Consider the following 21,765-nt stretch of genomic DNA (forward strand, 5'->3'; position numbering starts at 1 on the left):
TTTTTGAAATTTTGTATTCCTAATTTTATCAGATTGAGGGCTTTTCTATGCCGTTTCGCTTAGTTCCAAATGTGCACAACTCTTAATACGTTATCCAAACATCCTTTTTTATTTCGTATGGAAACTTCTTTTTCACGACTCGCTCAGCACTACTCCATGCCGAGCTATTATGTTGAAAAGCATAGAACGCATCATAGCCATGAACACCCACTCCCCAAAGGTTATTGGTGCTTACAATCGCAGAGTACGGCCCGATAGTACCCTTATAGGCAAAGCTATCTTTACCAGTTTCAATGATTTCCATTGTTTCTGCACTGAAGTTGTTAGTTTGCCATAGACCCTCAAAGTTAAATCGAATACTTTGAATAGCTGTGGTTCGCCAGCCATAGCAACTGCTTGCTGAAGAGTAGATATGAAGGCGATACTTGCTGAATCCGGATTTGACGCCTGAGTGTGCAATTTGATAGCTAGCTGGCAGCGAATAAACCTGATCTTTATTGACTGCGAAAACTGAATATATATAGTTTTTGTCACTCTCGGCTGACTGATCCACATATGATACCTGATTAGCGCCCATTATCGCGATGATAGTCGCCACACCAGCTTGATCACCCTCCCTATAGATTCTGCCAGCATTCAAGTGTAAATAATCATCCTCCTCACTTCTGGCAATAACGAAGCCACTGGTAGAAGCTCCCCCATTCGACCAACTCAAACTGATGCCATTTTCCTGTTCGGTAGCAATGAGATTAGTAGGTTGATTCGGCTTTGAATAGGCACTGAACCGCGGCACTCGTTTAACCATTGCCTCTTCGACCAAAGCTGGAACAGTCGTTGTCTTGGGATTATGGGCATGTTTCATAAGAATTTCGTGGGTGCCAACTGGAAGATGAGAGATTGAGAATGACCCATCTTCAAGAGGAACATAGGTGCCAATCTTCGTACCTGGAAACTTCAGTTCCAATAGATTAAAAGGCGAAACCCCGCCCATCGCGATTTTTCCATGCAGTGATCCAGCTTTAGGAATCAGTAGATCACCCAAGTCTAAGCCATCCTCTGGGATTGACTTTGTCATTTTAATTCCATGATCGAAATGGGTTTCTGAATTATCTCCTAAGAGTCCTGTGATGATAACGTCATGTTCCCCAGTAGGAATTCCCTTGATAGTAAAAGTTTCATGGTCGAGAGTTTCTGCAATAAGGGTATTTTCGGATCCAACCACATACGCATCAATGTTCTTTAGTTTCTGATCTTTATTAATCTTAAAGGTCAAGTAACCTGCTGATACTGGTACCGAGGCTTTCGCTAGCTCCTCGTTTAAATCTTTCAAGTCGTCTGTTTTTGCCTTAAACTGTTCTGTCGACTCGCCAACAATATCACCTCCAGCAGAAGATTCCTCAGATGCAGGAGGATCACATGCTATGGAAAGCAATAATTGTACGGCGAGTAGAATTCTCATGGTAACCTTCTGCTGGATGAATTAGAAACTTAACGGTAAAATCACGGGAATGGTTCACTAAGCTCCATTTCTAGCGTATTTACAGAGGCTTAATCTCCATCGTTTAGGCTCAAGAATGTGATTCATTGTGTCAATCTTCACAGCATGCAGGATCGGTAGGGAGCTATCCTATTAATGTAGCTTATCTTCTCAACCTTATTTGACGAAACTTTTAAGATTTTCAAATTACAATATTCAAGAATTCCTAGGTCAGATTTTGACAAGGGTTCGACCAAGAAATTACTATAGTATAAGAATTAATTTTTTCTTTGGAGCCCCTATGATTCGGTGCCTGATTGCATTGTCATGCCTGGTATCTGCATCTGCCTTCGGCAGTAAGAAGTTTGAAGACCGCAAGGCAAGAATGATTGACCACCTTACCCAAAAAATCGGTCATTTCGAGGAAGCCAAAACATGTGCAGAAAGCGCTGCAGACAAGGCTGCGTTAAAAGCCTGCCGAAAAGCTCTCAAAGACGCAAATAAGGCTCTTAAAGCTAGTCGCAAGGCAGATAAGATGAAACGGATGGAAGCTAAAGATAAGAAAGATGAAGAGCCTACGGACAAACCTGAGGAGGAGTAATCTCCTCGTGGTTAGTCAGGCAAATTCTCCTTTAGTTCAAAACGATTATTGATTGAGAAAATTGCGAATGCCGATGCGGCGGGGGACAGCGTCACCACCTAAGGTTGCTTGTTAAAGCATCAGGCTACGTCATCAAACAGGTGATCAACCAATTCCTTGAACCGTCCATTCTTAAGCAAATCAGTTTTTCCCACCACTTGAGTTCCCTCTGGTAAGTAAGGAACCACATCAGATGGACTAAAGCCCGTAAGTATCACGCAAGGGACACTCAGATCTTTACAGAAGTGAGCTAGCGTACCTCCGTCTCCACCTTCCATACGATAATCCGATAGAACAAGGTTTGGCTCTTGGTCCTCGATGAGACGCATCGCCTCATAGCCGGATTGTGAGAAGACAAATTCGTAATCAGGAAGGGAGCGTTCAATGACAAATTTGAACGTTTCAATGATCTCTGTCTCATTATCGACGAATAATATTTTCCTACTCATAAGAAACCTACTTCTAGCAAATCAAAATACACTCGTTCCGTGCATATGTCTCTCTAGGTTTCGGAATGCCCTGGCGAAAAATTAGATTCTTCGTCCGCCTGGATGATAGCTTCAATCATTCCAATCGCTTAAAATAGTTCGGAAAATGGGGTAACGACGTAAACTAAAAGAGGCTCTAGCGATTGCCAAGAGCCCCGGATATTCTTCATTAGCTTGTTCTAATTAGTCAATCTTAACAAATTTCACTGAATCAGCGATGATATAACCATTGGTATGCTTATCCCGCCTTAGGACTAGGGCACCATGCTTGAAACTCTGACCCTGATCGAAATAGAAGGACGAAGTCTCAACTCCCTTTCGGCTGTGAACTAATTTCAGCCAGCCGTCTTCGGTCTTTCCAGCATCGGTGCTCTGATCAACGCGTATCGCATAACGCTTCACCTTATCGGCAGCTGCATCGTAGGAGCGTACCACGTAGAGCGGGCTTCCACGATTCCCATGAGAGGTGAATTTTACATAGATCTCGTAGTTTCCTGCTTCAGCGAAGCGAGGGGCATAGCGCACATTCTTACGTTCTTCTTCACTTTGGAGAGACATTCCGTTCATATCGTGGATATAAAAGTCTCCGTCATACCCAGCTACAGCCGTGCTGACCTTCCAATCCCCTTTCTTACGGACATGCTCCCAGTTTGTCGTGTCCAGTGTGATGGGTGACTCCTGCGCCATGTGATTATCAGGCAAAGTCGCACCAACCCATTCGATTGTCATACCATCAGCAATCACGTAACCATTAGATTTCTGGTTAGCAACAACACGAACTTTCTGCCATCGGTTCAACACATGCTTGGGATCAAGATCAACGTTCTTGTGAAAGTAGTAGGTACCAATGTAGTTACCTTCTTCCTGGGTGTATCTTTGGTTGACAGTTACAGTTTTCCCCGTTCTCTTGAGTTCGCCTTCGTCATCATATTTTGCTGATACAATGCGAATCTTAGCATTCGTTGCTCGGTTCGGGTGCGCAGTCCAATGAGCTTTCACTGTATAGAAACCCGAAGCTTCAATTCGTTGATTCAGCTTAAACACCACACTTTTCTTCTCACCATCGTAAAGGCTATGATGATACCCTTCGTTGGTGTAACCAGCAATCACTCGGGAATATTTCCACTCACCACGCTTAACCGCTTCATCTTCGTCTATAGAAAAAACCTTGGTCTCCGGCTCTTCTGCTTCAGCAGAGGCAGCTGCCACTTGAGGGACAGTTGCGTCTTCTTCTACCTCTTCTTCACCATAAATTTCAATTGCGTCTTCTTCCGACTCTTCTTCAGCTGCCAGCGTATCTTGCTCTGTTTGCGTGTCTTCTGGGTCAATTGGATCTAAATCCTCCGAGTTGTTGCCACCTGATTGGCCTTCGGTATTTTGAAGAAGCTGATCTTCACCGATCGGAGATTCTGAACCCTTAACAGAGGCGATATCGAGAACCTCCTGGCCACCCGATGCCGAGCTCTTCTTACAGCCCCAGAAAATTACAAGGCTGAACATAAATAGAAAAAGTGAGAGTTTTTGAGATTTCAAGGCGCTTCCCTTTCAAGCTAATCAAATCCACTAGGTAATTATTGATTAATCCTTGAAGGGCACTGTTGGTCCGAACCAAGCGGTGCTACATACCGTTACGGAAATTTTCTCGCTGTGGGTAAGAAAATCTTATTTCTTATTTAATTTTGGGATTTTATAAAGTTATTTACCGGCGTAAGACTTTTCCAAGGCCTACCCTGAAAGGGCAGACCCTAAAATTTTATGTCGCAGAAGGGTAATCTGTATAACCCTTTTCATCTCCTCCGTAGAAAGTATTCTGGTCTGGTTCCGCGAGAGCGATATCGTTGGCAAAGCGCTCGGGTAAGTCAGGATTTGAAATGAATGGTCGGCCGTAGGCTATAGCATCAGCGAGCCCTAACTTAAGCCGTTCTTCACCAGATTCTGCTGTGTAGCCGCCATTCGCAATATAGGTTCCGGTGTAGAGCTGCTTTAAATTTTTCACCATCTCTTGAGCCGTCTTATCCTCTGGAAATCCTGGGAATTGCTCAACTACATGGAGGTAAGCTAAATCCTTCTTATTGAGAGCTTTGTAGAGATAAGTATAGGTTTCCTCAGCTTTCTCGTCGTTTATCCCGTTGAATTTTCCCGTCGGCGAAAGTCTTAGACCAACTCGACTAGCCCCATAAACGCCGATTACGGCATCGAGGACCTCTATCAAGAAACGAGATTTATTCTCGGCACTTCCTCCGTATTCATCCTGCCTCTGATTCGAGTTACTTGCCAGAAACTGGTTGATCAGATATCCATTCGCACCGTGGACTTCGACTCCGTCAAAGCCTGCTGCCTTGCATAGTTCTGCAGCATGTTTGTATTGCTCAACGATAGTTGCAATCTCATCGTTTCGAATCTCTCTTGGCTCCGATACATCTACAAAGCCCTCTTTGGCAAAAGTCTGCGCTTCAGCTCGAATCGCCGACGGAGCCAAAGGCCTTTCCCCTTCCGGCAGCAAGCTCACGTGACTGATTCGCCCAACGTGCCAAAGCTGAAGGAATACTTTCCCACCTCGATCATGGATACCCTCAACGACCTTCTTCCAAGCCGTCTGGTGTCGTTCGTTATAGATACCAGGGGTGTCAAGATAACCTTTACCCAAGGGACTAACCTGAGTTGCTTCCGTCACAATTAATCCGGCGCTCGCTCGCTGCTGATAGTAGGTGACCGCCATATCCTTTGGAGTCCCATCTTCGTGGGCGCGGTTGCGTGTTAAAGGAGCCATAAACACCCGATTTTTTGCTTCAATGTCGCCAAACTTAATAGGCTTGAGCAGTTCGTTTACTTGCGCCATGTCGGTCATTCTCCTAAGCTAGTTTTGTTTTGGCACTCCCACGAATGCCAATACGCAGCATAACGAAGAACCAGAGGGATGCGACGAAGCAAATTATTGCAGTGAACTTATGGATAACTCATGTCAATCGATAAAGAGCCAAGACGCCTCGCGTCTTGGCTTCAGGTCGTCGAAGAGGATCTAGAGGGCTACCAGCGATAAATCGCTGAGTATTGTGGTTGGGAGGGGTCGCTTTCGTGATCGATAAAAAGCACTCGGCCTTGATAAGAATGAATGACTTGGGCGATATCGTCTAGGATGCAATCTTCCGCTACTTGTTGATTCGGACGAGCAACTCGAATCGCTCCGGTCTGCCGATCAAATCGTCCCCAGATCTGAGTACTACTGTTGATGATCAGAGTTTCCACACGACCATTCACTGCGGCTCTGGCAATATCAGCAAGATCCCGCGAACCAAGCTTGCCGTGAGCATCGAGCGTTAATGACGAAGCCATAGCACTTTCCTGACGACGAATCTGCATTCTTAAAATTTCGGACACTTCGGTTTGAATTTGCTCCAAACAAGGACTGATTTCCGAATCGTAGAAAACATTTGCTCCGTAGGAAGACTCAAGCTCCTTGGCCAGACGCTGGCGCAGAACTTTCGAACCTAGAATAGCAATGTTACGTCGATAGAGACTCTCCATTTGACTCAACTCAAGTGCTTTGGTTTTGATGAATCGTTCGTGGAGTTGCTTGGATCGTAGACGATTTCCAACGAGACCAAGGCGACGAAGGCCATCGACGCTATCAAGATCATTAATAAATCGATGCTGCCGATGAATACCTCCGTCATCAAGTAGAAAACTTGTGATCTGCTGTGCTGTGACCATCACCACCAATGCGTTCAGATTGGTGATTGAGCACCTCAGAAGGGGCTTAACGTGGAAGCTATCTGCAACTACGGTTAGTTCCGGTGGCACTTCGTTGAGAATCACCCGACTCACCCGATCCTTAAAGCCGAAGAGGCCAAGGCCGCGATCGAATTCCCGAGACTTGACATTTTTATAAGCATTTTCAAGTTGCTCTAAGAAACCCTTAGCTTCGTCAGGTGATAAAACTGTTTCGAGAAGATCGCGGGCTTTGTCCATCTGCCGTCGAAAACGTTTGCTAACCCGTTCCCTAGGCTCAGAAAATTTTGCTGGTATGTATAAACTAACGTAAACTCCATCGGAGGGTACGTTCTGTAATTCTTCGAGAATGCGAGTCATGGAATTTTTAATTGGTATCACCTTAATGACCTCGTTCTGTAGTACTCTTTTTACCCCTTATTTTACGGTTAATTCGCTTAAACTTTAAAATAGATAATATTTCCATTTGCTATCGATTTTATAAATTACTTGAAGTCAGCTTGCAGCTGGTCGGAAAGAATTTATAATCGCCTTGGCAATGGGGTTGTGTACCAGTCGATGAGTCGAAATTAGCCAGAGACTTTCGTGACAGATAGGAGTTTCACTCAAGCGAATTAGCTGCCCCTGCTTAAGCTCTTCGGCTACTGATAACAAGGGTAATGCTGTGAAACCATGCCCATCAAGAACGAGCATCTTTTGCAGCTCTAAATCGTCGACCTCGGCAACAACGGTGGGATGGATATTCTTAATTCGAAAATGATCGATGATGTCTTGGCGAAGAGGACTATTGTGCCCAGGCAGGATCATAGGCTGGTTATTGAAGGAGCGCGGTAAATCTGCCTTCAGATGCATGCTTTCAGGAGTCGTCACAAAAACAACAGCCAATTCCCCCACTAGCTTTGCATGAAAGCGAGAGTTCTTGCCTTCTGTAGGAGGGCGCTCGTTGGCTAATATAAGATCGATCTCGTGCCGCTCGAGACGACTTAGAAGTGTTGAGAGTGATTCCTCAATCATTCCAATTTTAGAACCATGATCTCGGCTGGCGATCTTCACAAGATCACGGCTGAGAGTTTTCGGTATCGAGTCCATCACCCCGATTCTAATGGAGACTCTTAGGGAGTCTTCGAAACGACTCAAAGACTCCCTAAGTTCTTCCCCAAGAGAGAAGATTTCGTGAGCGTAGTCGAACACACGGTGACCAACATCGGTAAGCGTAAGCTTACGATTCTTACGTTCAAACAACTTATATCCAATGGACTCCTCGAATTGCTTAAGCTGAGCACTTAAGGTCGACTGTGCAAGCTTCAGCTTTTGAGTAGCTTCGGTTACCGACCCCTCGCTAGCTATGGTGTAAAAGTAGAACAGGTGATGATAATTGAGCCATTGCATATAAAAATCCAAGAAAGCGATAGACCCAGGGGTCTATTCTGTTAATCCAAGCCTACGATTAGAGCCTTGTACATAAAAACTGTAAATGCGATACCCATCATGATTGCACTGACTCTACCTACGGTTCGTATAGTTTTTTGTAGCTGTTTACTCATGGCTGCCCTCTTAAGGTTTGTTGAGACATCTCTATTCTCGGTGCACATGAGATAAATGTTAAATCGATAATTAACCTATTTTATATCGATCTAAACGAATTATATCAATACGAGTCGAAAAGTCAGCCAGAAATCCAAAGCAATAGTAGCAGATTTGAGCGTTACTTTCAGAGGCAAGCCATTAAAACTGCTACATATAGTAGCGCCAAGGGAAAAACCTTGCATCCATGACGTAAAAGTGGCTTAATTCTATTTAATCGATGTTGTTTTATAATATTATCTATTTTTTAGAATTATAGACTTCACCGATACTAGCTGGATCAGCAGCCAAGAGCTGCGCGTCGTTGGAACAAGAAGGATGGGTTCATGGAATACATAGTCGCTGCACTCTTAGCTCTTGCCTTGATAGCGCGAATTACACCCAAATCATGGATAGCACTGATCCCAGCAGCGGGAGCTTTTATTCTACTCGCTTCTGCGGCTTATATCACGAAAATTTTGGTTGCAGGTAGCTTGCCACTCTATTCAAGCTGGACTTGGAGCGAGTTCATGGGAGTCTCTATCAGCTTCCATCTTGATGGCTTGAGTGCCATATTCGGTCTCCTGATCACCGTGATCGGCAGCGGCGTTTTTCTGTATGCTGGCGGATATATGAAAAAGGAGCCACGATTAGGGGGGTTCTATGCCACCTTACTGATCTTCACGGCTGCAATGCTTGGCATGGTCTTCAGCGACCATACCCTAACATTTTTCGTATTCTGGGAGCTGACGAGCATCTGTTCCTATCTTCTTATCGGAACCAATATCGAAAGCGAAAAAGCTCGTCAAGGCGCGCGCAAAGCTCTTTTTGTTACAGCAGGTGGGGGACTTTTCTTATTGCTGTCCTTGGTAGCAAGCTCACTGGCGTTCGAGAGCCTAGGTCTGAGTAGCCACGATGCACAGCACTTCTCAACCATGACTTCGAGTATCCAGTCTCACCCTTACTATCTATTCCTTCTTGGCGGATTCGCGATTGCAGTTGCCACTAAATCCGCTCAACTACCATTTTCTTTCTGGCTTCCAAAAGCAATGGCAGGCCCTACTCCTGTCAGTAGCTTCCTGCACTCCGCGACCATGGTCAAAGCTGGAATTCTTCTGATGGCAAAATTATTTCCCGCATTCGCAGGACATCCCGCATGGTTTTACCTATTCACTTCCCTAGGTCTTCTGACTAGCATTTGGGGAGCTGGCCTAGCACTTCACCAGAAAGATTTGAAATCCATGCTAGCTTATTCGACCATAAGCATCTTAGGCAGCCTGGTTCTTCTCCTTGGCATAGGAACTCACAAGGCTTTGCAGGCTATGGTGGTGCTGCTCATCGCCCACGGTTTATACAAGGCCGCATGGTTCCAGATGGTTGGCGCAATCCAAAAGGCTACCGGCACAAAAACGATTGCAGAACTAGGGGGATTAAGTAGGTCGCTTCCTCTACTGACTGCTAGCGCGATACTGGCGAGTTTAAGTATGGCGGGCATACCTCTGCTATTCGGATTCTTCGCCAAAGAGCTGATGTACTTTACCTTCCTCGGGACCCATTGGAGTCTACTAGTCGGCGGATTCGTTGGTTCCTTGCTCATGGTTGGTGTTGCCTACATTCTTTTGATAAAGCCATTCTTTGGATCACAGGGAACTCAGGCTGAGAACTCTTTGGACATCCGCCTCAGCTTGCCCCCATTCATCTTTGGCCTTATATCTGTGGCTTTTGCCCTAGTTCCCGGTGTATTTGATCAGTATATAGCCAACCCATTTATCCAGGCCCTATCCACGGATGCTCCCCATATGGAGCTACATTACTGGTACGGATGGCAGGTGAAACCATTGTTCGTCTTGGGACTAAGCGCCGTCACACTCTTGTCAGGTTGGCTCCTCGCAAGACATAAATCAAAATTCGATAAGCTAATCGGCCCAGCCGCACAGCGGCCTGGTCCCGAGTGGCTCTTCGATAAAACGATTGCAAGCATTCCTGATCTTTTCCAAAAGGGTACTCGAATCATTCAATCTGGGTCTCTGCCAGTCTACATCAAGTGCTGCCTTTGGGGTTTATTAGCAATTGTGAGCTGGCCTTTGATTCAGCTTGCAGCCCCCGACTTTGGCTTATCTCAACTTGAAGCCATTGATACCTTACTCGTTCTTTTCATCACCGTACCTTGTGGCTACTTAATGTTCTATCAGGACCACATCAAACAAGTTCTGATGCTGGGAGTTATCGGGCTTGGCATTGTTGTAGTATTCGCTTTATTTGGAGCGCCAGATCTAGCGCTAACACAAATGATGGTAGAATCATTGTCAGTTATCTTCTTGCTGTTCCTCATTCGTGAGATGGCTCCTCAGAACTCACTACCTAGCGAAATTTCCTGGCCCAGTCTATTCTTAACTGGTGGGCTCTGCTATGCCTTTGCACAGCTGGCTTTATCTCCCATTCAAGAATTGCCACGCTCAGCTTCAATGTATTTTCTTGAAAAGTCTTTACCAGATGCCTTTGGAAACAATGTAGTGAACGTCATTCTCGTTGATTTCAGAGCTTTAGATACCTTCGGAGAAGTTCTAGCGGTAAGCATCGCTGCCCTGGGAGTCCTCAGTATCGCGAGCCGTATCGGGCAAAGGAAGGGGGTTTCCTCATGAATGTTATTTTGCTAAGGCAAACACTAAAGTTAATCTGGCCGTTGATGGCAATCTATTCTTGCTATCTACTTCTGCGGGGACACAACGAGCCAGGAGGGGGGTTTGTCGGGGGCCTAGTTTTAGCCCTGTCTCTCATTCTTTTCGATGCTTCGTCAATTCAAAGGCCCAAGATTATATCTTTCATCAATCAACAGATGTTCGCAGTGGTCGGAATCACTGGCCTAGTCCTATCATTGGTCATCATGCTACCAGTCTTCATGGGGCAAGCAGCCTTTGTAGCGATCTGGACTAGTATTCCATTGCCATTAGCCGGAAAGTTCTCTTCGGTGCTAGTGTTCGATACCGCTGTTTATATTTTGGTTTGCCTCAGTGTAACAATTGCCTATTGCTTGCTGAAAGATCGTCAGCAGAGAGGATATGAGTCATGATGTGGGCTCCCATAGTATTGCTGGGATTAGGATTTTACTTTCTAACTCAGTCACGTAGTTTCTCACTTATTTTAGGCATTGTCCTGCTAAGCCATGGAGTCAACTTTATGATCTTTTCATTGTCAAATCCTGAGATGGGGCAATCTGCCTTCTGGGATCGCATCATAGGGGCTCCCGATCTTGCTAACGACCCGATTCCCCAAGCCCTCGTGCTTACTGCGATCGTTATCGGGTTCGCGCTTCTGTTCTATCTTGTCGCTATGCTCCGCAAACTCGAGGTTTTCTTCCCTGGTGGTGACCTAAATCTGATGCGAAAGGAGGACGACTGATGAGTAGCTTGATTTTTCTTCCAATACTCATACCCTTTCTGGGGTTTTGCATAACATTGACGTTTTTTAGAAATCAAGTTGCTCAAAAATATCTGAGCTTACTGATAGCCGTAGCTCACTTTTCTGTAGCCTTGCTACTTACAAGCAGTGATGGCTTATTCTCCATGACTATGGGTGGTTGGGAAGCGCCGTTTGGCATTTCCATCGAACTCGATCTACTTTCTCGCATCTTGATTTTGGTTACAAGCCTCATATACTTGGCCGTCATCCTGTACTGCAAACCAGGTGATAATGGCGAGACCTCTCCGCTGCTTTTTCCACTGCTAAACATCATCGTTTGTGGCATCTCGGGCGCATTTTCCACCGCCGACTTGTTTAATCTTTACGTTTGGTTTGAAGTCACACTTTTGTCGAGCTTTGTTCTTTCCACCCTTGAAGGAGATGGTCAAAGGTATGCAGGGGCACTTAAGTATATTATCATCAACATCCTTAGCTCACTGATATTTCTTCTGGCTGCGGGGCTCATATACCACGGCACCCATACTCTTAATTTCGGAGACCTTCAGTCTCGGCTAGCAGCAATGGCCATCAGCGAACCATGGTATACAACCATGCTCAGCCTCACATTATTCACAGCTTTTGCAATTAAATCAGCCCTTTTCCCTTTCCACAGTTGGTTGCCAGCGAGTTACCACCACCTTTCGCCAACTGTGTCGGCCATTTTCGGTGGTCTACTTACCAAAGTCGGGCTTTATGCTATTTTTCGGATTACCTTAAGCGTCTTTCCATACCAAAGCTATGTTACAGACATCCTAGCTTGGTTGGCAGGGATTACCATGCTGGTCGGCGTCATGGGCGCAGTAGCCCAAACTCATGTTCGTCGAATCCTTAGCTTCCATATTATGAGCCAGGTTGGGTACATTGCTATGGCCGGAGTCTTGATCAACTCACCGGATGCTACGGTCCGGGTTGCAGGATTTACCGCTGCAATTTTTTACATGGTGCATCACATCATTGTAAAAACAAATCTTTTTCTCGTGTCTGGCTTGATCCGCTCCTGCCTCGGCAGCGAGCGCCTCAAAGAACTCGGCGGGCTTCGGCACAGCTCCCCACTTATTGCTATACTTTTCGCAATACCGGCTTTGAGCCTTGCGGGGTTGCCACCATCATCTGGATTCTGGGCGAAATTCTTGCTAATCAAGGCCAGCCTCAGCGCTGAGCTTTACATTCCTGTTTTAATCATGATCATTGCTGGGTTCTTTACCTTATTTAGCATGACGAAGATCTGGCTAGGTGCTTTTTGGGAGCCATTGGAAGAACCAAGACCAGCACAAAAGCTAAGTTGGTCCCCTGTCTTAGCCTGCTTGATTTTAGGAGTTGCGAGTCTGTCGCTCGCCTTCCACCCAGACTATATTTTGGATCGCGCTAAAGCAGCAGCGGTCAGCCTGCAAGAAAGGGGGGCATCGTGAGCATGATTAACAAGCCCTGGCTTCTTACTAAGTTTATCGGCATCTATTGTGCTGACCTTTTCTATTCTGCTTGCAAGATTGCCTGGGATGTCGCGACCATTCGCGACCACAGTAGCCCTGGTATCGTAAAGGTACCTCTTGAGAAGCAAAGCGACCCCGAGGTGACACTTCTTGCTAATCTAATCACCTTTTCACCGGGGACAATGGTTGTAGACCTTGCTCCAGACAAGTCTTTTGCTCTCGTCCATTTCATGTTTATCGATACACCTGATGAGGCGATTGCAACAATCAAAACTCTTGAATCCCGGATTTTGGAGCTACTACGATGATGATTCCTTTATACACCATCATACTAAGTTTATCTTTTATCTGTGGCCTATACCGCGTTTTCTCGGGGCCTCATGTTTTAGACCGCATTTTAGGGCTCGATTACCTCGCTATCGTGGGACTTGCCGTTACGGGGGTTTTCTACGGCATTACAGGAGACGATATGGTGCTGGATATCGGCCTACTATTTGGTTTGGTTAGTTTTTTAACAGCTCTGGTATTCAGCCGCTTTATTAAGGAGAGTAGTAATGACCATTCTAAGTCACGCTTTCATTCTTTGCGGTAGCATTTTTGTGCTTCTTGCTGGTGCCGGATTGGTGAAGATGCCTCACTTTTTTCAACGTATGCAAGCGAGCAGTAAGGCTTCGACTCTGGGAACAATATTTATTCTCATCGGCTCGTGCCTCGCTCACCAAAGCTTCGAGTCGGCAATCAAATCTCTGGGGATCGTGCTTTTTCTCCTGCTAACAACGCCGGTTGCCACCCACGCCCTCGGCAAAAGCGCCCTCGATCTAAAGGTCGACGACACGTCCATCAAAAACTGAGAAGACAGCCTGTTGAGGCTGCCTTCTCAATTCATTTTAATTTGCTAATTTCTTAAAGAGATAGGTGTATTGCATTGCATATTGCTCAGCTCTTTGAACAAGGTTAGCACTTGCACTGTGACCACCTTCAATATTCTCATAGTAGTAGACCTTGTGACCAAGGGACTCCATCTTGGCCGCCATTTTACGAGCGTGTCCGGGATGCACACGATCATCCTTCGTTGAAGTAATAAAAAACACCTCTGGGTACTCACTTGCTTTGTCTACGACATGGAACGGTGAATAGGAGCGAATATAGTCAGACATCTGAGGATCTTCTGGGTTGCCGTACTCACCCATCCAGCTAGCTCCCGCAAGCAACTTATGAAAACGCATCATATCGAGGAGCGGAACCATACAAACCACGCCGTTGAATAGATCTGGTCTTTGAGTAAATACCGCACCTACAAGAAGCCCACCGTTACTTCCTCCAGAGATACCCAGATGCTTAGGAGACGTAATTTTCTTTGCTATCAGGTCCTCGGCGACTCCAATAAAATCTTCGAAAGCCTTGTGACGATTACCCTTCAACGCAGCCTGGTGCCAACGGGGGCCGAACTCGCCGCCACCACGAATATTCGCAACAACATAAACGCCACCTTGCTCTAGCCAGAGCTTTCCGGTTAGAGACGAGTATCGAGGTTTCATGGAAATTTCAAAACCACCATATCCGTAAAGAAGAGTTGGGTTGGTGCCATCTAGTTCGATGCCTTTTTTGTGAATCACAAAGTATGGAACCTTAGTGCCATCCTTACTGGAGGCCAGCATCTGCTTGGATTCTAGGTCATCGGAGCTAAAGCGAGCCGGAACTGTTTGAATCACTTGCGACTCTAATGTCTCTGGATTCAAGCTTCGCAACGAACGAGGCGTTAGATAGTCTTCGTAGCTGATCACCATCCGCGGCGCATCATCGGCAATAGAAACAAGACCAATGGTGCCCTGCTCCGGTAATTCAAGCACATCCTGGTTCCAAGTAACTTTGTCACCTTTAAGGACTGGTGTAAGCTTTAAGACTCGGCTCTGGACATTTTCTAGGTACGAAACGAAGACATAATTATCCGAGGTTTGAACCGAAGATAGAGCCTGACTTTCACTGGGGGAGAACAGAAGCTGTGGCTCAGCTTTACCAGCCTTTAACGCTTCTAGGTTCATTGCGAGAAGATCGCCTTTCTTGTGGCCCAACTGATCGGAACGCAGAGACACAAGGACATGATCAGCTATGAAGCCCGTTAGCTCACCATCTTCGGGAATAGGAAGCTTGATTTTCTTGTCACCGTCGAGGAGGTAATGCACACCAGAATAGAAAGTAGGTGCCCGGCTCAGCAATATATGCTTCTGATCCTTGCTATGAACAACTGTAGAACTTGCGGAAACGTCCGTCTTTTCACCTTCGAAAACCACTGGAGTCGCAGATAACTCTTGCCCCCTCTTCCACATGCGGACAATCCGTGGGTACCCTGAATCTGTCACCGCATTATCACCAAAGGTTGAACTGACCAGAAGCGTATCCGCATCCAACCAATCCACGTTGGACTTCGATTCTGGCAAGGCAAAGCCATTTTCAACAAAGCTCTTGCTAGCAACATTGAACTCTCTAACGTAGGCTGCATCCTTACCACCATCTGAAAGCCTCAGCATACAGACATCATAGTCAGGCTTGAGACACGTAGAACCCTTGTATACCCAACTCTTGCCTTCTTTTTTAGCGAGAGCATCCAAGTCTAGAAGGACGTCCCACTTATCTTCATTGGCCACATAGGATTCCCAGCTAGTTCGTCGCCACAACCCTTTGACATGGTCAGCATCCTGCCAGAAGTTGTATACAAAGTCGCCTCGAATCTGGCCATAAACTAACTTATCTTTAGAAGTCAGAATCTTGAGACTTTCTTCCTTCAACTCGTCGAAACGAGGGTCTCGGGTGAGTTCTTCCAAAGTTTTAGTATTTCGTTCACGAACCCATTTAAGAGCTTCTTCTCCCATCACATCTTCGAGCCAAAGAAAGTCTTCAGAGGACTCAGTATCCCCCACGCCATCCGATGTGCTAGAGGGTGTCTGTGATACACTCGTATTACTCTGTACGTACCAATATGCTCCTGCACCAACTGCAGCGAGACCTAGAAGTGGAATGATTCGTTTCATGTTTGACTCCTTTTTATGCGCGGCGTCAGCCTACCTAATCTATAATCAAAACACCAGCGAGTCAGAGGAGGGGCATCAGCTTTATGGTTTTTCTACGTCACCTAGGCACAAAAACCGGAGAAATCGTATTAGGGGCCATCATCAGGCAAGTCACACCCAGCCCTATTGACAATCCGGCAGATCGTTTCTTGATTCGATGTCTCAGTACGTTTTTTCAACACACCAAGCAGACTCTCGTTGCCGCTTGTCCGCCAAAGATTGAGCAAAACAGGAATCATCAGCCGAATAACAAGAAAAAAAACAATATTTCTAATTGGCTCAAGCCGTAGTTTTACTTCTCTCCTACGATCAGATTCTGTATGTTGACCGGTGATTACTGCATAGATATTCGGAGGTATTGGAATTGAGGTCTCACTGGAGCGGACGATTAGCTTTTATACTTGCAGCGTCGGGGTCAGCCATCGGCCTAGGCAACATCTGGAAGTTCCCTTATATTACTGGTCAGAACGGTGGTGGCGCCTTCGTCCTTGCCTATCTCATCACCATATTGCTTGTTGGGTTTCCCATCTTTATCGCGGAGATCTACATAGGCCAAAAAGCCCAGAAGAATGCAGTCTCAGCGTTCGATGTGGTTCATGGTAAGCCAAGCCCATTTAAAGCCATAGGTGCCATGGGCGTTCTGAGTGCTTTCCTTATACTTTCGTTTTATAGCGTCGTGGGAGGCTGGATATTATCCTTCGAATGGCAAGCCTTAACCGGTGGCTTTAGCAACAAGGCCCCCGAGCAAATCGAAGGTATGTTAGGAGCTCTGATATCCGACCCTGTTCAGGTGCTCGCTTGGCATACGGGTTTTATGGTGCTCACTGCTGCTATCGTCATCGGTGGGATTTCCAAAGGGATCGAGCGCTGGTCGAAGATATTGATGCCCGGATTCTTCGCTCTGTTGATAGCCCTCTTAGTATTCTCCATGAGCCTCGATGGGTTTGGCGACGCGTTTGCGTTCTTATTCCAGCCAGACTTTGCTAAGCTAACTGGTGAATCCCTGCTGGAGGCTGTCGGCCACAGTTTCTTCACCTTGAGTCTAGGGATGGGAGCAATGATCACCTACGGTAGCTACCTTGCCAAAGGCGAGAATCTTGTTAAAACAGCGGCTGCCGTGACCTTTCTCGACACACTTATCGCTCTCATCGCGGGACTGGTCATGTTCTCTGTCACATTTACCTACGGCTTGGAGCCTGGCTCCGGACCGGGCCTGATGTTTTCCACCATGCCAACCCTATTTAGCCAGATGTCTTTCGGCTCTATTCTACTGATCGCTTTTTTTGCTCTGGTTGGCTTTGCTGCTCTAACGTCGGCAATCTCGTTGCTAGAAGTTGTGGTTTCCTATTTTGTAGAAGAAAAGAATATGAGCCAAAAGCAGGCAACCCTGCTCTTTGCGGGTATCATTTGGGCCGTGGGAGTTCTCTGCGCCCTATCATTCAATGTGCTGCAAGGCACCTTCGATTTTTTCGACACCTTCGACAAAACTACCACCAACATACTCATGCCACTCGGTGGCCTTCTCACGGCCGTATTTTTCGGATGGTGCATTCCATCATCTGAGGTGGAGCGGATTGTCGGTGGAAAGACTATCTTCGCGACCGGCCTTACCTTCGTCAGCCGTTTTGTAGCTCCCATTGGGGTTGGTGTTGTGATGGTGGTGGGCTTGATTAACTGGTTATTTTAGCGAGAATTATCAATCACGTGTATCTAGGGGTTTTGTAACAAGCAGTTGAACAGCCCCTAGGTAGCACGAAATAAGGCTTCTATGTTGTTTCCTTCACCATCCTTTACAAAGGCAGCATAGTAGCCTTCCCCGTAACTGGATCGAAAGCCAGGACTACCAAAATCAAGCATGCCGATTTCCATGGCTCTCGCATGGAAGGAATCAACATCAAGTTTGCTTTTAGCAGAGAAGCAAATGTGAAACGGCGAACCTTTGGATTTTACATGACTACGTTGGATGAGAAAAAAATTATGGCTTTTCTCGGGATCTAAGAACGCAATGGCATTGTCATCAGACCAAGAAACACTGATTCCTAAACACTTGAGCAGTTCCTGGTAACAGTACTTGGCATTGTCGAAATCTGAAGTTTTGAATTCGAAGTGATCGATCACCTAACTTCCCCTCGCCCAAAGTCTATTTTCCGCTACAAGACTCCAAAGAAACACGAAGCCGGTTGGCGAGACTCTTCAACAAGTTCAACTCATCATCATTAAGCTTGATACAAGCACGGAGGCCTGTAGGGACTTTGCCCGCCTTGCCCTTTAATTCTAAGCCTGCTGGCAACAGCGAAATCCTCACTGAGCGCTCATCTCCGGAATCTCGAATACGAGAGAGATAGTTCTTGCTTTCCAAGCGCCTAAGCAATGGCGATAGCTGCGCTGGATCCATACCAGTTCTCTTTGCAAGGTCCTTGATCGTAATCGAGTCTCTATCCCACAGGCAGAGCATGACCAGATACTGGGGGTAAGTCAAATCCAAGGCTGTAAGAAATGGCTTGTAAGCCTTCACAAGACCGTTGCTTGCCCGGTAGATGGCAAAACATACCTGATTGTCTAGACTCAGATCGTTCTGTTCCATTGACTGCCCTCCTAAGGCCTTGAAGATACGCAACTTAAGCATTTAATGCATTAAGTTATTGAAAGATGTTCCGAATAGGACTATAACAGATTGCGCAATTAGTTAACACGTTAATTAATTGCTTACTATTTTTACCTGCAGTAATCTTTGAGGATGGAAGTATGAAGACGTTTTTCAGAATTCTTCTTGGTGTACTATTCGTGTTTGGTGGCATCATGCACTTTGTAAACCCTGAATTTTATTTGGCTATGATGCCAGACTACCTGCCTTTACATCAGTTCTTAGTAGACCTAAGTGGGGTGATTGAAATCATCTTAGGGCTTATGGCTATTTTCGCATGGCGCCCTAAGCTCACCGGTATCGCACTCATCTTATTGCTGATTGCCGTATTTCCAGCCAACATTCACGTGGCCCTAAACCCCGAGCTTATGCCAGATGCTGACCCAGTGATGCTACTGGTTCGACTACCGTTCCAAGCTTTATTCATGATTTGGACCTATCTCACTCTGATTGGTGGCGACACCCCAAAGAGTTTCACTAAAACCGCAACTGCCTAAAACCAGTGACCTAGATTAAGGAGAAATATCATATGAAAGCGATTCAAATTCAATCTTACGGAGACATCAGCAATCTCACTCTTAGCGAGATACCGAAGCCCAACGTAGGATCAGACGAAGTGTTGATCAAGGTTCGCGCGGCGGGAATCAACCCTGTGGATTGGAAGATTGCCGAAGGCTACCTCAAGGAATTCTTACCCCATCAACTACCTCTAACCCTTGGCTGGGATGTAGCTGGCGAGATTGCCGAGCTTGGCGATCAGGTGAGTGATTTCAAAGTTGGCGATGCAGTATACACTCGCCCAGAAATCTCTCGTGACGGCGGCTTTGCTGAATACATTGTCGTCAAAGCCAATGAAGTAGCAGGAAAGCCAAAGTCGGCTAGCTTCGCTGAAGCTGCCGCAGTTCCTTTAGCAGCCCTCACTGCTTGGCAGGGCTTGTTCGATGTCATGCAACTTGAGCCTGGCGCTACAGTCCTGATTCATGCAGCTGCTGGTGGTGTTGGGCATTTCGCAGTGCAAATCGCCAAAGCCAAGGGATTGCGCGTGATCGGCACAGCATCCGCTCGCAACCAGGAATTCCTTAAGGAAATCGGCGTTGATGAGTTTATTGACTACACCAAGACCGACTTTAGCGAAGTCTTGAAAGACATCGATGCTGTTTATGACACCATTGGTGGCGAAACACTTGAAAAAAGCTTCAAGGTCATTCGACCTGGTGGCGCTCTTGTATCAATCGTCGCACCACCACCAGAGAAGCTTGCAGACGAGAGCAATGTGAAGGCTGGCTACTTATTTGTACAGCCTCATGCCGCTCAACTTGCAGAGATTGCCCAACTCATCGATGATGGCAAGATCAAGATTCACATCGATCGAACTCTGCCACTTAGCGAAGCTGCCCAAGCGCTCCAACTTTCAAAAGAAGGTCATGTTCGCGGTAAGCTCATCCTCGACGTGGACGGGGCTTCCTCACGATAGCCTACTTAGGAGTGGCAGATCAGCTGCCACTCCCTGCTCAGACACATCCTCTGCCTTGCCAGTTCAGCCTGATTGGCTGTTTTGGGTCTGCCCTCGACCATAAATTTTTCATTGTCAAAACTTGTCGCCCTCGCTAGCTTCTTGCTCATCACACCCTAAAGGAGACTGTTCGATGAGACTCACTCACACCGTTTTGACACTACTATCCCTCTCACTCACACTGGCTTGCACGAGTCCAAGACCTAGCACCAATTGGGTCGTTGATGGTCATAACGACCTTCCATGGGCGCTCCGCAGTAAAAATGTCAAGCTAGAAGATATAGATCTTAGAGAGACGCAAAAAGACTTTCATACGGACCTCAAGAGGCTAAAGGATGGCAACGTAGGATTGCAGCTTTGGTCTGCCTACGTCCCAGCATCCACTGCCGAAAAGAAAACGGCTTTGAATACAACTTTGGAGCAGATAGATCTGATCCACCGCATGGTCGAGCATTACCCAGAAAGCCTGGCGATGGTGGGCACCAGCCAAGAGGCAGAACAAGCCATTGCAGAGGGTAAAATTGCAAGCATGATCGGCGTCGAAGGCGGATATTCCATTGAAGGCTCCCTAGCGCATTTGCGTACCCTCTATCGATTGGGAGTTCGCTATATGACCTTGACTCATTCAAAAACTATTTTTTGGGCCGACTCAGCAACCGATGTCGCGCAGCATCACGGCCTCACTGATTTTGGCAAGTCTGTGATTGAAGAGATGAATCGCTTGGGAATGCTTGTTGATATCTCCCATGTATCGGTTGCTACAATGAAGGATGCTCTGGCTGTGACCAAGGCACCAGTGATAGCATCTCATTCATCAGCCTATGCCCTTGCAGAACACCCAAGAAATATCCCCGACGACGTCTTAAAGCAGATTGCTAGCAACCGCGGTATCGTGATGATAAACTTTTTTTCAGGATATATTGTTCCAGAAGCTGCTGCAGTATTGAGGAAATATGAGGTCGAACGTTTCAAATTGAGAATGAAACATCAAGATGATAAAGCCTATCAAGCGGCGATCAAGCAGTTTTTTAAAGAAAACCCCATGAAGCCAGGGACTGTGAAAGATGTTGCCGATCACGTCGATCACATTGTAAAAATTGCTGGTGTTGAATACGTGGGCCTTGGCTCTGATTTTGATGGTGTTGGCACTCTACCGAAGGATCTTGATGATGTATCCAAGTTCCCCAACTTGGATAAGGAACTGGAGCGGCGAGGCTATAGCCGTGAGGATCGAGAAAAGATCTTTCATAGCAACTTCCTTAGAGTCCTTAGGGAAGCGGAGCAAGTTGCCAGCCAGATGAAAGTTGAGTCAACAAAGCCTCAAGTCGCCGCGAACCCTAGCTAAGAGCCCCACCCTTTGCCATGACGCTCCATGGCTTTCACCAGCCGGAGGACCCTCCGATAATCTTCTGGCTCAGGTGACTGATGTCGATTGTCAAAGTATTGATTCAAAGTTTTCTTCCCCAATTTAGACCTTCGGCTGATGGCATCTCTTGTCAGACCCCAACGCTCCAGTTTTTGCAACATGCTGTGGAAATAGAGAGGTACTGATCGCTCGATAGCACGCTCTATAAGGGGAATTTCCCGGCGCGACCTCTGCAAAGTGTGGCAGGATTCACAACGACTAAGAGTCAATGGCACCATAATCTCCACGTGAAAGGAGCCTCGCCACAGGAAACTCTGCCTTTCTGCTGGGAATAGCTCGAAACGATCATTGGTACATTTGGAACAACGCAAGGTTTACCCTCATGCAA

The 21,765-nt window shown here is 46.4% G+C and carries 23 protein-coding genes; 13 read left to right on the forward strand and 10 right to left on the reverse strand.

Annotated elements, in window-relative coordinates; translation table 11 throughout:
* Positions 1 to 82: 82 nt before the first annotated feature.
* Complete coding sequence (locus B9N89_RS29315; protein WP_132325922.1) at positions 83 to 1,459, reverse strand: hypothetical protein; 1,377 nt, start codon at positions 1,457 to 1,459, stop codon at positions 83 to 85.
* A 319-nt stretch (positions 1,460 to 1,778) separates the two neighbouring features.
* Here B9N89_RS29315 and B9N89_RS29320 point away from each other — a divergent pair, with 319 nt between their 5' ends.
* Positions 1,779 to 2,078: a hypothetical protein gene (locus B9N89_RS29320; RefSeq protein ID WP_132325920.1), complete on the forward strand. Its 300-nt coding sequence runs from the start codon at positions 1,779 to 1,781 to the stop codon at positions 2,076 to 2,078.
* A gap of 119 nt (positions 2,079 to 2,197) precedes the next feature.
* On the opposite strand, the gene B9N89_RS29325 is transcribed toward B9N89_RS29320, so the two are convergent.
* The 5 genes from B9N89_RS29325 to B9N89_RS29345 all read right to left on the reverse strand — a co-directional run bounded on the left by B9N89_RS29325 (position 2,198) and on the right by B9N89_RS29345 (position 7,723).
* A complete protein-coding gene (locus tag B9N89_RS29325; protein WP_132325918.1) occupies positions 2,198 to 2,566 on the reverse strand; it encodes a response regulator in 369 nt (122 codons plus the stop codon).
* Between the two features lie 222 nt (positions 2,567 to 2,788).
* Positions 2,789 to 4,138 carry a golvesin C-terminal-like domain-containing protein gene (locus B9N89_RS29330; protein WP_132325916.1) on the reverse strand — a complete coding sequence of 450 codons (1,350 nt, stop codon included), beginning with the start codon at positions 4,136 to 4,138 and terminating at the stop codon, positions 2,789 to 2,791.
* 220 nt (positions 4,139 to 4,358) lie between these two features.
* On the reverse strand, positions 4,359 to 5,444 hold the full coding sequence (locus B9N89_RS29335) for an alkene reductase (RefSeq protein WP_132325914.1): 1,086 nt from the start codon (positions 5,442 to 5,444) through the stop codon (positions 4,359 to 4,361).
* Positions 5,445 to 5,632: 188 nt separating this feature from the next.
* A complete protein-coding gene (locus B9N89_RS29340) occupies positions 5,633 to 6,694 on the reverse strand; it encodes a hypothetical protein (protein ID WP_132325912.1) in 1,062 nt (353 codons plus the stop codon).
* A gap of 135 nt (positions 6,695 to 6,829) precedes the next feature.
* Positions 6,830 to 7,723, reverse strand: coding sequence for a LysR family transcriptional regulator (locus B9N89_RS29345; RefSeq protein WP_132325910.1), 894 nt, complete (start codon positions 7,721 to 7,723; stop codon positions 6,830 to 6,832).
* Positions 7,724 to 8,244: 521 nt separating this feature from the next.
* Between B9N89_RS29345 and mbhE the strand changes: the two genes are divergently transcribed.
* The 7 genes from mbhE to mnhG are packed head-to-tail and all read left to right on the forward strand — an operon-like array spanning position 8,245 to position 13,637.
* Positions 8,245 to 10,539, forward strand: a complete 2,295-nt coding sequence (mbhE, locus tag B9N89_RS29350) for a hydrogen gas-evolving membrane-bound hydrogenase subunit E (RefSeq protein WP_132325908.1) — start codon at positions 8,245 to 8,247, stop codon at positions 10,537 to 10,539.
* A complete protein-coding gene (locus B9N89_RS29355) occupies positions 10,536 to 10,967 on the forward strand; it encodes an MnhB domain-containing protein (RefSeq protein ID WP_132325906.1) in 432 nt (143 codons plus the stop codon). The genes mbhE and B9N89_RS29355 overlap by 4 nt, the downstream gene beginning before the upstream one ends.
* A complete protein-coding gene (locus tag B9N89_RS29360; RefSeq protein ID WP_234996195.1) occupies positions 10,967 to 11,296 on the forward strand; it encodes a sodium:proton antiporter in 330 nt (109 codons plus the stop codon). Before B9N89_RS29355 ends, B9N89_RS29360 begins: the two co-directional genes overlap by 1 nt.
* A complete protein-coding gene (locus tag B9N89_RS29365) occupies positions 11,296 to 12,765 on the forward strand; it encodes a proton-conducting transporter transmembrane domain-containing protein (RefSeq protein ID WP_132325902.1) in 1,470 nt (489 codons plus the stop codon). The genes B9N89_RS29360 and B9N89_RS29365 overlap by 1 nt, the downstream gene beginning before the upstream one ends.
* Positions 12,766 to 12,767: 2 nt before the next feature.
* On the forward strand, positions 12,768 to 13,094 hold the full coding sequence (locus tag B9N89_RS29370) for a Na+/H+ antiporter subunit E (RefSeq protein ID WP_234996196.1): 327 nt from the start codon (positions 12,768 to 12,770) through the stop codon (positions 13,092 to 13,094).
* Entirely contained in the window at positions 13,091 to 13,378 is a 288-nt protein-coding gene (locus B9N89_RS29375) for an MrpF/PhaF family protein (protein ID WP_132325898.1), read from the forward strand. The genes B9N89_RS29370 and B9N89_RS29375 overlap by 4 nt, the downstream gene beginning before the upstream one ends.
* The gene (mnhG, locus tag B9N89_RS29380) at positions 13,341 to 13,637 is read left to right on the forward strand and encodes a monovalent cation/H(+) antiporter subunit G (protein WP_132325896.1); all 297 of its coding nucleotides are present in this window, start codon (positions 13,341 to 13,343) and stop codon (positions 13,635 to 13,637) included. The genes B9N89_RS29375 and mnhG overlap by 38 nt, the downstream gene beginning before the upstream one ends.
* A gap of 36 nt (positions 13,638 to 13,673) precedes the next feature.
* Here the strand turns inward: mnhG and B9N89_RS29385 are convergent, their stop codons facing one another.
* Positions 13,674 to 15,815, reverse strand: coding sequence for a prolyl oligopeptidase family serine peptidase (locus tag B9N89_RS29385; protein WP_132325894.1), 2,142 nt, complete (start codon positions 15,813 to 15,815; stop codon positions 13,674 to 13,676).
* Between the two features lie 83 nt (positions 15,816 to 15,898).
* Between B9N89_RS29385 and B9N89_RS29390 the strand changes: the two genes are divergently transcribed.
* Complete coding sequence (locus B9N89_RS29390) at positions 15,899 to 16,144, forward strand: hypothetical protein (RefSeq protein ID WP_132325892.1); 246 nt, start codon at positions 15,899 to 15,901, stop codon at positions 16,142 to 16,144.
* 74 nt (positions 16,145 to 16,218) lie between these two features.
* Positions 16,219 to 17,541 carry a sodium-dependent transporter gene (locus B9N89_RS29395; RefSeq protein WP_200820819.1) on the forward strand — a complete coding sequence of 441 codons (1,323 nt, stop codon included), beginning with the start codon at positions 16,219 to 16,221 and terminating at the stop codon, positions 17,539 to 17,541.
* Positions 17,542 to 17,597: 56 nt separating this feature from the next.
* Here B9N89_RS29395 and B9N89_RS29400 read toward each other — a convergent pair whose 3' ends face one another.
* Both B9N89_RS29400 and B9N89_RS29405 read right to left on the reverse strand, forming a co-directional pair.
* Positions 17,598 to 17,972 (reverse strand): VOC family protein, encoded by a 375-nt coding sequence (locus tag B9N89_RS29400; protein WP_132325888.1) that lies wholly within the window; start codon positions 17,970 to 17,972, stop codon positions 17,598 to 17,600.
* A gap of 22 nt (positions 17,973 to 17,994) precedes the next feature.
* Positions 17,995 to 18,438, reverse strand: a complete 444-nt coding sequence (locus B9N89_RS29405; RefSeq protein WP_132325886.1) for a MarR family winged helix-turn-helix transcriptional regulator — start codon at positions 18,436 to 18,438, stop codon at positions 17,995 to 17,997.
* A gap of 161 nt (positions 18,439 to 18,599) precedes the next feature.
* Between B9N89_RS29405 and B9N89_RS29410 the strand changes: the two genes are divergently transcribed.
* The 3 genes from B9N89_RS29410 to B9N89_RS29420 all read left to right on the forward strand — a co-directional run bounded on the left by B9N89_RS29410 (position 18,600) and on the right by B9N89_RS29420 (position 21,356).
* Positions 18,600 to 18,995, forward strand: coding sequence for a DoxX family protein (locus tag B9N89_RS29410; RefSeq protein WP_132325884.1), 396 nt, complete (start codon positions 18,600 to 18,602; stop codon positions 18,993 to 18,995).
* A gap of 32 nt (positions 18,996 to 19,027) precedes the next feature.
* Positions 19,028 to 19,972 (forward strand): NADP-dependent oxidoreductase, encoded by a 945-nt coding sequence (locus B9N89_RS29415; RefSeq protein WP_132325882.1) that lies wholly within the window; start codon positions 19,028 to 19,030, stop codon positions 19,970 to 19,972.
* 172 nt (positions 19,973 to 20,144) lie between these two features.
* Positions 20,145 to 21,356, forward strand: coding sequence for a dipeptidase (locus B9N89_RS29420; RefSeq protein WP_132325880.1), 1,212 nt, complete (start codon positions 20,145 to 20,147; stop codon positions 21,354 to 21,356).
* Here the strand turns inward: B9N89_RS29420 and B9N89_RS29425 are convergent.
* The gene (locus tag B9N89_RS29425) at positions 21,353 to 21,748 is read right to left on the reverse strand and encodes a hypothetical protein (RefSeq protein ID WP_132325878.1); all 396 of its coding nucleotides are present in this window, start codon (positions 21,746 to 21,748) and stop codon (positions 21,353 to 21,355) included. The two genes, B9N89_RS29420 and B9N89_RS29425, sit on opposite strands and share 4 nt — an antisense overlap.
* Positions 21,749 to 21,765: the final 17 nt, after the last annotated feature.

This window comes from Pseudobacteriovorax antillogorgiicola (assembly GCF_900177345.1).
Classification (GTDB): Bacteria; Bdellovibrionota_B; Oligoflexia; order Oligoflexales; family Oligoflexaceae; genus Pseudobacteriovorax; species Pseudobacteriovorax antillogorgiicola.

Bases quoted from the DNA above. Each gene is read 5' to 3' on its own strand.
- B9N89_RS29415 (WP_132325882.1), top strand. From the start codon at position 19,028: ATGAAAGCGATTCAAATTCAATCTTACGGAGACATCAGCAATCTCACT.
- B9N89_RS29390 (WP_132325892.1), top strand. From the start codon at position 15,899: ATGGTTTTTCTACGTCACCTAGGCACAAAAACCGGAGAAATCGTATTA.
- B9N89_RS29370 (WP_234996196.1), top strand. From the start codon at position 12,768: ATGATTAACAAGCCCTGGCTTCTTACTAAGTTTATCGGCATCTATTGT.
- B9N89_RS29365 (WP_132325902.1), top strand. From the start codon at position 11,296: ATGAGTAGCTTGATTTTTCTTCCAATACTCATACCCTTTCTGGGGTTT.
- B9N89_RS29335 (WP_132325914.1), bottom strand. From the start codon at position 5,444: ATGGCGCAAGTAAACGAACTGCTCAAGCCTATTAAGTTTGGCGACATT.
- B9N89_RS29325 (WP_132325918.1), bottom strand. From the start codon at position 2,566: ATGAGTAGGAAAATATTATTCGTCGATAATGAGACAGAGATCATTGAA.
- B9N89_RS29375 (WP_132325898.1), top strand. From the start codon at position 13,091: ATGATGATTCCTTTATACACCATCATACTAAGTTTATCTTTTATCTGT.
- B9N89_RS29315 (WP_132325922.1), bottom strand. From the start codon at position 1,459: ATGAGAATTCTACTCGCCGTACAATTATTGCTTTCCATAGCATGTGAT.
- B9N89_RS29345 (WP_132325910.1), bottom strand. From the start codon at position 7,723: ATGCAATGGCTCAATTATCATCACCTGTTCTACTTTTACACCATAGCT.
- B9N89_RS29420 (WP_132325880.1), top strand. From the start codon at position 20,145: ATGAGACTCACTCACACCGTTTTGACACTACTATCCCTCTCACTCACA.
- mnhG (WP_132325896.1), top strand. From the start codon at position 13,341: ATGACCATTCTAAGTCACGCTTTCATTCTTTGCGGTAGCATTTTTGTG.
- B9N89_RS29360 (WP_234996195.1), top strand. From the start codon at position 10,967: ATGTGGGCTCCCATAGTATTGCTGGGATTAGGATTTTACTTTCTAACT.
- B9N89_RS29320 (WP_132325920.1), top strand. From the start codon at position 1,779: ATGATTCGGTGCCTGATTGCATTGTCATGCCTGGTATCTGCATCTGCC.
- B9N89_RS29340 (WP_132325912.1), bottom strand. From the start codon at position 6,694: ATGACTCGCATTCTCGAAGAATTACAGAACGTACCCTCCGATGGAGTT.
- mbhE (WP_132325908.1), top strand. From the start codon at position 8,245: ATGGAATACATAGTCGCTGCACTCTTAGCTCTTGCCTTGATAGCGCGA.
- B9N89_RS29405 (WP_132325886.1), bottom strand. From the start codon at position 18,438: ATGGAACAGAACGATCTGAGTCTAGACAATCAGGTATGTTTTGCCATC.
- B9N89_RS29385 (WP_132325894.1), bottom strand. From the start codon at position 15,815: ATGAAACGAATCATTCCACTTCTAGGTCTCGCTGCAGTTGGTGCAGGA.
- B9N89_RS29410 (WP_132325884.1), top strand. From the start codon at position 18,600: ATGAAGACGTTTTTCAGAATTCTTCTTGGTGTACTATTCGTGTTTGGT.
- B9N89_RS29355 (WP_132325906.1), top strand. From the start codon at position 10,536: ATGAATGTTATTTTGCTAAGGCAAACACTAAAGTTAATCTGGCCGTTG.